The organism is Oleiphilus sp. HI0067 (assembly GCF_001635735.1).
The window spans coordinates 22,073-31,646 of sequence record NZ_LWFI01001742.1; the positions used below are offsets into that span (position 1 = coordinate 22,073).

Annotated in this window: 7 protein-coding genes and 1 rRNA gene; 1 reads left to right on the top strand and 7 read right to left on the bottom strand. The window is 43.2% G+C overall.

Annotated features, from left to right (window positions below; translation table 11 throughout):
* The first annotated feature begins 13 nt into the window (after nucleotides 1–13).
* Nucleotides 14–1,582 (top strand): bifunctional aminoglycoside phosphotransferase/ATP-binding protein, encoded by a 1,569-nt coding sequence (locus A3739_RS27740; RefSeq protein WP_068482604.1) that lies wholly within the window; start codon nucleotides 14–16, stop codon nucleotides 1,580–1,582.
* A gap of 65 nt (nucleotides 1,583–1,647) precedes the next feature.
* Here A3739_RS27740 and A3739_RS27745 read toward each other — a convergent pair whose 3' ends face one another.
* The 7 genes from A3739_RS27745 to rrf all read right to left on the bottom strand — a co-directional run bounded on the left by A3739_RS27745 (nucleotide 1,648) and on the right by rrf (nucleotide 9,444).
* Nucleotides 1,648–1,932, bottom strand: coding sequence for a hypothetical protein (locus A3739_RS27745; RefSeq protein WP_068503525.1), 285 nt, complete (start codon nucleotides 1,930–1,932; stop codon nucleotides 1,648–1,650).
* Nucleotides 1,933–2,050: 118 nt separating this feature from the next.
* Entirely contained in the window at nucleotides 2,051–5,110 is a 3,060-nt protein-coding gene (locus A3739_RS27750; protein ID WP_068482611.1) for an efflux RND transporter permease subunit, read from the bottom strand.
* 4 nt (nucleotides 5,111–5,114) lie between these two features.
* The gene (locus A3739_RS27755) at nucleotides 5,115–6,167 is read right to left on the bottom strand and encodes an efflux RND transporter periplasmic adaptor subunit (RefSeq protein WP_068503527.1); all 1,053 of its coding nucleotides are present in this window, start codon (nucleotides 6,165–6,167) and stop codon (nucleotides 5,115–5,117) included.
* A 39-nt stretch (nucleotides 6,168–6,206) separates the two neighbouring features.
* Nucleotides 6,207–6,680 (bottom strand): DUF2489 domain-containing protein, encoded by a 474-nt coding sequence (locus A3739_RS27760; RefSeq protein WP_068482618.1) that lies wholly within the window; start codon nucleotides 6,678–6,680, stop codon nucleotides 6,207–6,209.
* Nucleotides 6,677–8,347, bottom strand: coding sequence for an acyl-CoA dehydrogenase family protein (locus A3739_RS27765; protein ID WP_068482620.1), 1,671 nt, complete (start codon nucleotides 8,345–8,347; stop codon nucleotides 6,677–6,679). The genes A3739_RS27760 and A3739_RS27765 overlap by 4 nt, the downstream gene beginning before the upstream one ends.
* A gap of 27 nt (nucleotides 8,348–8,374) precedes the next feature.
* Complete coding sequence (locus A3739_RS27770; RefSeq protein ID WP_197472648.1) at nucleotides 8,375–8,947, bottom strand: LysE family translocator; 573 nt, start codon at nucleotides 8,945–8,947, stop codon at nucleotides 8,375–8,377.
* Between the two features lie 382 nt (nucleotides 8,948–9,329).
* Nucleotides 9,330–9,444, bottom strand: a 5S ribosomal RNA gene (gene rrf, locus A3739_RS27775).
* Nucleotides 9,445–9,574: the final 130 nt, after the last annotated feature.

The window sequence follows — 9,574 nt, forward strand, 5'->3', positions numbered from 1 at the left end:
CTGCGGAGGAAACATGAATTCAGCGCTGATTCAGTCATTATTAGAAGCAAAGCCGTACCCACACGCGTGCAGTCAATTTGAGCTTATCGAAACACATATTTCGTGGATTATTCTTACCGGCGATTATGCCTACAAGATTAAAAAGCCCGTAAATTTTGGGTTCCTAGATTTTACGGCATTAAAAGCACGTAAACAGTATTGTGAAGCAGAATTAAAATTAAACTCACGTTCCGCTCCAGAATTGTATGTTGAGGTACTCGCAATTGGAGGGAGCTCAGTCAACCCTCTTCTCGGCGTTGAAGATGAAGACGCCATTGAATACTGCATCAAGATGCATCAGTTCAAAACAGAAGAACTCTTTAATGAGTTGGATGAAACTAATCGTTTAACGTTTACACATATTGATGAGCTAGCAGATAGAGTTGCGGAATTTCATCGTGAAGCATTATCAGCGCCCGCTAACACGCCTTATGGATTACCAGAGCATTTGATTCTGCCAGCAGAACAAAACTTTGAACAAATACGAGAGCGCCTGTCAGAGACAGAGCATTTAGAACAGCTCGCACACCTCGAAAAATGGACGATGAGTGCATTTGCAATCCACTCAGATATCATGCAACAACGCAAAGAACAGGGTTTTGTAAGAGAATGCCATGGTGATCTTCACCTCAAGAACATCACGCTATTTCACGACAAGGTCACCCTCTTTGACTGTATCGAATTTAATGACAGCTTTCGTTGGGTCGACGTTATGAGCGATACTGCCTTCCTTGTCATGGACCTAGAGGAGCGGGGCCTACACCACTATGCCAATCGTTTTTTAAATCATTATTTAGAAGAAACTGGAGACTACGCAGGCCTAAAACTCTTACCATTTTATAAAGCCTATCGCGCGATAGTCCGTGCGAAGATTTCTTTATTTGAGATGGAAGACTTTAAAAACAATCCGCAAAAACTAGACGAACTATGGCGTAAATATCAGTCATATATCGACTTGGCCGAAAGCTGCTCGGCACTTCCAAATCGTTTTATATTGACCATGCATGGTGTATCAGGAACGGGAAAAAGCACCGTTGCGCTGCGTCTTGTAGATAAGTTAGGCGCTATTCGCATCCGCTCCGATGTAGAACGAAAGCGACTATTTAAATTTGATCCTCATAAGCATCCTGACACTGACAAAGCAAAAGAACTGTATAGCAAAGCGGCCACAGATCTTACCTATGAGAAACTCGCTTCTCTATCGCGGCATATCTTAAATGCAGGCTTGAGCGTCATCGTTGATGCAACAAACCTACAACTGTGGCAACGCAATTTTATTCAAGACGTCGCCGATGAAAACGGCGTGCCGATGGTCATTGCTGACTGCCAAGCCAGTATGAGCTTAATAGAGAGTTGGATTCATCAACGTGAAGATGAGGATCATGACGCGTCTGATGCAAGCTTTGAGATCGTTGACGCTCAGATACATAGCCAAGATACTTTAACTGAAGAGGAACAGAAAAAGACCTTCGTTGTGCATAGTGAAATATTAGAAGAGACCAATGAACTGGTGAGTGAGATTCGTAAGAACTTACTTAATTAGTCTAGGCATAAAACAAAAAAAGCGGCCTTATGAGCCGCTTTCTTGTGGAACTTAGCTTGTATTCGCTAGTTTATAGTCGCCAAGGATGTTTGATCTAGCTGATGCATATCCGGCAGAGCTTCATTAAGCTCAGTAATCGGATTAAAACGCACAGTGCCTTGATATACAGCGCGGCACTCTCCTGGAGCAGTACCTTCGCAGTGTCCTAATGCCGCTTCTTTCGCCTTTGTGGGGCTACTAAAAGGTCCAATAAACTGCCTATTTTCTAAGTAAAAATAACCACTTTGCTCTAACTCTAGCGTCTCTTCCACCGTAATGATGTCATCGCGCGTGTCGTTGGCAGGTATCATAAGCACCTCCATTTGAATGTGTGATTATAGTTTTTTCAGCCATCTAAATCCGTGGTTTTAAAATAACTGAGAGAGAGACGTTATCACGCAACTTCACAAATTGCGAATTTATCCCCCGCTAACTTGATTTAACTCTATACAAGGTTTCGTATAACACTGGAACTAAAATCAGGGTCAGGATAGTAGAAAATAGCAGTCCTGCAATAATTGCAACGGCCATCGGCTCCCACATCAATCCACCACCAAAATATAAAGGTAACATGCCTAACACTGTGGTTGCGGTTGTTAAAAGAATAGGCCGCAAGCGTCGTTTTCCTGCCATAACAATCGCGTCATAAGGCGCTAAGCCGTTGTCATTGATCTCTAATTCAATACGTTCGAGTAATACAATCGCATTATTTATAACGATACCAGCCAGTGAAATCACACCAAGTAGCGTCATGAACCCAAAGAATGAATGAGCCACAACGAGACCAATCGCGACACCAATAAACCCTAGAGGTATCGTCATTAAAACAATCGCAGGCTTGCGAAGAGAATTAAATTGCGCGACCAACAAAATCAGAATTAAAAAGCCAGCTATCGGTAGCTTTGCAGCAATAGACTCATTTGCCTTATCCGAGCTCTCAAACTCGCCACCAAGCTCATAACTCGCACTTAATTCCCAATTCTGTGACTGCTCTTCAAGCCATGGAGTCAATTTCTCAAATGCTTCAGTAGCTGTGACACCATCAATGAGTTGCGCTCCGACAGTGACCGTTTTGATTCGATCTCGACGCAAAATTTTAGCGGGCTCCCATATTAGCTTCAGATCGGCGACTTGCTTCAGAGGCAAGGAATCACCTGTAGACTGCACATACACAGAGATCCCCTCTAACTTCGAAATATCATCTTGTTCTGACTCTTTGGTTCGAAGTAATACGGGAATAATATCTTCGCCACGTCGATACTCTGTCAGCTCTAAGCCGCTCAAACCCGTCTGCAATGAAACCGCGATATCTTCGTTGGTTATACCTGCGCGACGCGCTTTAGTCTGATCAATAATCACTTCAAACTTCTTCGTCTGAATACCCCAATCATCATTAATATTTGTAAGTTCAGACAGCTCAGACATCTTGGCTTTCAGGGCATCGACTCGTTCAAATAAGGTCTCGATATCTTTTGCGTATAGGCGATATTCAACGGGATTTTTCACCGGTGTACCGTTTTCAATTCGCTTTAAGGTTGCTTGCACATCTGGGAAATTTTCAAATAAATACGCATTTAAGCCCTTAATACTTTGATCGACAGCCGCCAAAGTATTTACATTCACGACAAACAATGTGTAGTTGGGGCTAGCAGGCTCTGGCGTATGAGGCAGAACAAAACGCGGCCCGCCAGCCCCAATGTATGAAATCCAAGAGGTGATCCCTTCAGGACGATCTTCATTCACTTGGAAGTTTTCTTTGATCGCTTCACTAATCTCGCTAGACAACTTTTCAGTCACACTGATATCGGTACCAAGTGGATACTCGAGCTCCATTTTGAAATATAAGCGGTCTGATGGCGGGAAGAAAATTTTTGGCACGTACTTCATCATATAGCCTGCTGCAAATAAGGCTACAACTACAGAGATGATAACGAGGAAACGATTTTTCAAACTGAAGCTCAACACTTTGACATAGATCGTTTGTACCAAGGAGTCTTTCTCAACCGTTTTTTCACTAGGCTTGAGGAAATATACGCACAGCATAGGAATCACAGTCATTGAAATCACCCAAGAGCAAAGCAAGGTAATCGTAACAACTTTGAACAATGAGGAGGTAAATTCGCCGACAGCTGATTCAGCCAAATAGATGGGTAAAAAGGCCGCGCCGGTAGTTAAAGAAGACGTTAAGAGCGATAAACGAAGCTCCGCCGCCGAATCGATCGCAGCTTCAATAGCTTTTTTCCCTTCCTTCATTTGAACCAAAATACTCTCTGACATCACAATGCCATTATCAACCAGCATACCAAGCGCGATAATCAATGCAGCGAGTGAAATCTGATCCAAACCAATATCTATGTTATACATCACTAACAATGCTGCTAGCATACTGGAAGGAATAAGCAGAGAAACGATCAAACCTGTTCTCATTCCGAGCGTAACAAGCATTACTCCTGCTACCACGGCAATGGCCTGCAGTAAGTTAACGACAAAGCCTTTTACCTTTTCATCTACCTCATGTGGAGAGAAATTGACCTCGTTAAAATCCACCCCTATCGGATAGATTGATTGTAGCTGAGCAATATGCTCTCGCACCTGTTTACCTAACTCGATATTATTACCACCCTCTCTCATAGAGATAGCGATACCAATTGCTGGCTCTCCGTTATAACTCACAATAGAAGATCTAGGATCAACGTATCCTGATCTTACCGACGCGATATCCCTTAAATACACAACACTTTTACTACCCGGTATAGGAAGTATTGTGTTTGCAATGTCTTCAACGGATTCAAAATTACCGGATGGTTCTAATTCAATGCGCTCTTCACCCACAGTGATAGACCCGCCAGGAATGATAATATTGCGGCTTTTAATCATTGCGCTAAGTTGGCTAGGAGAAATACTTAACTCACTCAACTTTGAATTATCATATTCGACGTATATCTGTTCTTCTTGCACGCCGTACAGATCAATCTTGGCTGCGTCAGGGAGACTCAACAAATCGTCACGTACATCATCAGCAACGTCCTTCATTTCTCTGTAGGTATATCCCTCGGCAGTCAACGCTAAAACGATTCCGTATACATCACCGAATTCATCATTAACTATTGGACCGATAATTCCACTCGGTAAATCTGGTGCTACGCTATCAATTTTACGACGCAGGTCATCCCATATTGGCCGCATATCGGTATAGCTCTCTTTGATATTAGCGACAACAATAGAAACGCCGGTTTTAGAAGTGCTCGTAACGAAATCGAGTTCTGGAATTTCCTGGATAACTTGTTCAATCTGATTACTTACAAGATCTTCCATTCGATCGGGGCTAGCACCTGGAAGATACGTAATCACTTGAGCAGCCCGAATAACAAAGCCAGGGTCATACGCACGTGGGAGATTATTGAACGCTTGGAGACCCGCCAGTAAAACAATGATAAATAAAACCAAGGTAGTACGATTATTCGCAATGGCAGCTGCAGTAATGTTCATTTATTTAATCCTTTTTTAAACGAACGGACATTCCATCAGTTACCTTGCTGACACCGGCAGCCACGATAGCTTGACCCTCATTCAGACCATTTAAGACCTCAAAGCCATTTTCGCCTAGGTCTCCGAGACTGACATTTTGTTTCTTAATTATTCCAGTTCCGTCTGCTTGCTCATCTATCAGCCAAACATATGCTTGCTCATCTGACCCTGAGATTGTACTACTAGGGATAAAAATTGTTTGGCCTGTCGCAACAGGATTACTCGCCTTAACTGTCGTAGTCATTCCAGGTAGGATGTTGTAACCCGGTACATTTTCCATTCTTAGTTTCACTGAATATGTCTGTGTCACCTCGTCAGGAACAGTCGAAACTTCTTTAACCTTTAGGGGGAATTTTCTATCTGGGATAGCATCAAATTGGGCGTTGATGGCTATTGTCGAGATATCGCGCTTTGCATTGACCATAACCGATGCAGGAATATCAACACTCACCTCTAAACTGCTAAGATCTTGCAGTAGAAAGATAGTTTGCGATGCGCCGACTTCTTGGAAGTTTTCAATGTAACGCTTTGCCACTTGACCTGTAAAAGGGGCTTTTAACTGTGAATAAATGAGCTTCTGTTTTATAGAATCTAAATGAGCTTTAGCTCCCACTTCAGCAGATGTTAACTTATCGAAATCGGCTTTGGATATATGCCCTTTTTGAATTAATAATTTCGCTCTATCGAGATCAGCTTTAGCCTTTGAATAACTAGCCTGAGCTTCTTGAAGCTCTATATTAAAGTCCGAGTCATCCAAGGTAGCAAGTAACTGGCCCTCCGTAACTAGATCGCCTTCTTTTACGTTTAAGCTGGTTAATTTTCCGCTGACTCTAAAACTCAGCTCGGCTTTTTGGTTTGCATCAACAACACCTGGAAAGCTTCGCATCGCGCCCTCGTCAGAACCTCCCACAATAAACGTTTTTACGGGACGCAACTGAGGTTCAGTGACGGTCGCTTCTTCTGATGAGCATGCCGTAAACCAGATCACCAATGAAATGATTAAAATGCGCTTTAACATATAATTTCCTTACTAGTTGCATTCCTAATAACATGCCGTTTAGTGTAAAGAAGACAAATGGGCTAGCAAAGCGACACACGCTTTTTTAACTTCGTCCTCATATTCGGCTTCGACTTCATAACGCTCTTGATCTAGGGCCTTCATTTCACGCCTAGATAAACGCTTCCTCGCTTCAAATCTCGGCATATGCTCTAAGCGATCGTATACATCGTTAAATACTTTAAAGTCATGACGCTCATGCAGTGTTGAATCAAAATGATCTATTAAGAGCTTAACCCGCATACAGGCCTCAGAGATTTCTACTTGCTTATCAAGTACCGATTTACAAAGCACATAAACGCTGTCTAACAAAAATTTACGTCGTTCAGCTTCTTTTAGTCTTAACTCTCGTCTAGCGTTATTTTCTTGCTTCAATGCTCGAAGCTGTTTTGTAATCGCCCAGCTCAATAAGACAATACAAACTAAGCCTACAACACTATAGGTCCAAAGTTCATACTCAGAAACGTTGCTCATATCGCCGCTCTATCAATAATGTAGTCGCAATCGACCATAGTTGGGAGGGTACCAAATAGGTAGGCGCTTGGTGCATTTTGAAGACGAGACATACAGAATGCTTCTGCTACGACTTCATTCCCGTAAAGTAGTAAACACGCACCCTGTAATGCTAACGCTAGCTGCTCAACGATCGTCCGAGAACGAAACTCAATATGCTCTTTGTCCTCTAGTTGTAATTTCAAATGCCTTAGGTGATCGTCAAAATATATACTTTTACCAGTTGCTTTATCGAGTTCTTCGAAGATTGCATCCAGGGTTTCCGGTGAACGCGAGATAGCTCGTAACATGTCTAAGCATTGTACGTTCCCACTTCCTTCCCAGATGGCATTAATCGGTGATTCACGAAATAAACGCGGCATTATCGTGTCTTCCATAACACCCATACCACCGATACATTCCATTGCTTCATACGCATGCGCTGGCGTACGTTTACATATCCAATATTTTCCTACCGCCGTTCCGAGACGTGCCAACATCGACTCTTTTTCATTGTCATCTGAATTCTCGAGTGCCTTCGCCATTCTCATTGTCATTAACATAGCGGCCTCACTCTCGATTGCGAGATCAGCCAATACATTCTTCATCAAGGGCTGGTCTCGTAAGTTATTTCCAAACGCTTCCCTTTCTTTACAATGCGAAATAGCTTGCACGACGGCTTGGCGCATCCCCGCGCTTGATCCGATCATGCAGTCAAATCGTGTCATCGCGACCATTTCTATTATGGTTGCCACACCCTTTCCTTCCTTGCCGATCAACCATCCTTGCGCGCCACGTAGCTCTGTCTCACTCGATGCATTCGAAACGTTTCCCATCTTGTTCTTTAACTTTTGGATCTGAATCGGATTCTTCGTACCATCCTCTCTCCATCGCGGCACCAGGAAACACGACACGCCTTGGTCAGTTTGAGCCAGCACTAAGAAAGCATCACACATTGGCGCGGACACGAAATACTTATGACCAACAAGCTCATACAGCGCTCCTCCTCCAGACTTAGAAACGGGGTATGCGCGTGTCGTATTTTTCCGAACATCAGACCCTCCTTGCTTTTCGGTCATCGCCATTCCAATCGTAACGCTATCTTTTTGAGAATGGGGGATATTTCTTGGGTCATAACTTCGACTTAGAATTTTAGGGGCCCACTTTTCGTAAAGATCTGGTTGGCGGCGTAAAGAAGGAATTGATGCAGAAGTCATCGTAATAGGACACCCATGCCCTGCCTCGACCTGTGTCATCATATAGCTCATTGCAGCGCGTTCGATGTGATGCCCACTATTCGAACCCTCCCAGTGACTCGAATGAATACCGTGAGCTAAAGATATGTTCATTAACTCATGATAAGCAGCGTGGTACTTAATTTCGTCGACCCGCTCTCCACGTCGGTTATGGGTATGTAATTCCGGCTTGTAGTGGTTAGCATCAAAACCAAGATCTATAAGCCTTTCACTACCAGTTAGCAAACCAAACTCTGTAAGAGCTTTGGCATCGATACCCGGGCCAAAAACCTTAACGGCCTCTAAAAGCGCCTTGTCAGAGCAAAACGAATTGTAGTCTACGAGCTTTTTTGGGACATTTTCGACACGATGTGTTTCGGCCCAATAGTTAGTTTTGGGTTCATAATTCGACATACTTTCAACCTTATCGTAATACTTGATTCACTTAATCCAACTTACTGCCACACTAACCCCAACGAAAATAAAAACGATTCCGCCAAAGCAATCTATATAGCGGATTCGTCTCAATAAGCGATTTCTGAAGGTACTTAATGATGCTATAAAAGTTACTAAGATATACCATAGAGCATCTACAAACGCGGCAGTGGAAACCATGACAAGCGAATCAATCGGACTGTTATTTGCGTCAACGAATTGAGAGAACAAGGCGACAAAAAACACTGCTAGTTTTGGATTTAAAAATGCAATGAAAAAACCGTCTCGAACAGCTTGTCTGCCTTTCGGGCTTTCTACACCATTAATACTTAACTCGACCCCACTTAGCCCAGAAGCGAAACTACGTAACCCCATGTAGATTAGATACAACGCCCCCAACAGTATCAGTGTATTGTGCAGAAAAGGGAACGTTTTGCTAATGCTCGCAATTCCCAAAATTGTTGCGCACGCCCAAAGAGCAACCCCGCTAGCATGGGCTACCGAAACTTTAACACCTAAACGAAATCCGCCAGCTATCGCGTTTTGAAGGACACAAATTAAAGAAGGGCCTGGCGACATGGCTCCGAGAGCACAGGTTGCCAATAGTAAAAGCCATTGTTCAAAGGGCATTATTTCTAACCGTGTGAAAGGACGTCAAGGGCACTGTTGACCAAAATATACTAGTATATTCATAACGACTGCTAAGCTAAAGTGGTTACTTTGCCATTAACACGATGTGCGATTGTCTCTTTGGTATTGTTACTGGGGGAAGGGTATTCAAATATACCTTACGTTTGTTGAGAGACGCTCGACTTCAGGTTAGCTTTTAATAGATATACGGTAAACAAACCTAATTGCATGAGTATTTGACGATGTGGTCAGACGCACTTTTACTCGAGGAACAAACCCCCACGCAATAAAAAACCCCAGCAGTATGTACTGCTGGGGTTTCGTATTAGAAGCCTGACGATGACCTACTCTCACATGGGACCTCCCACACTACCATCGGCGATGAACCGTTTCACTTCTGAGTTCGGGATGGGATCAGGTGGTTCCAGTTCTCTATGGTCGTCAGGCAAAACTCTGGTTGAAGTAACTTACGGTCGTTACACCAACACTTAATTCTGCTGTTGTCTTTAACATTGGAAGCAATAGTAGTCGCTTATGATTCATATCTTCATTATTCGTCGATTTTTCGATTGGTTG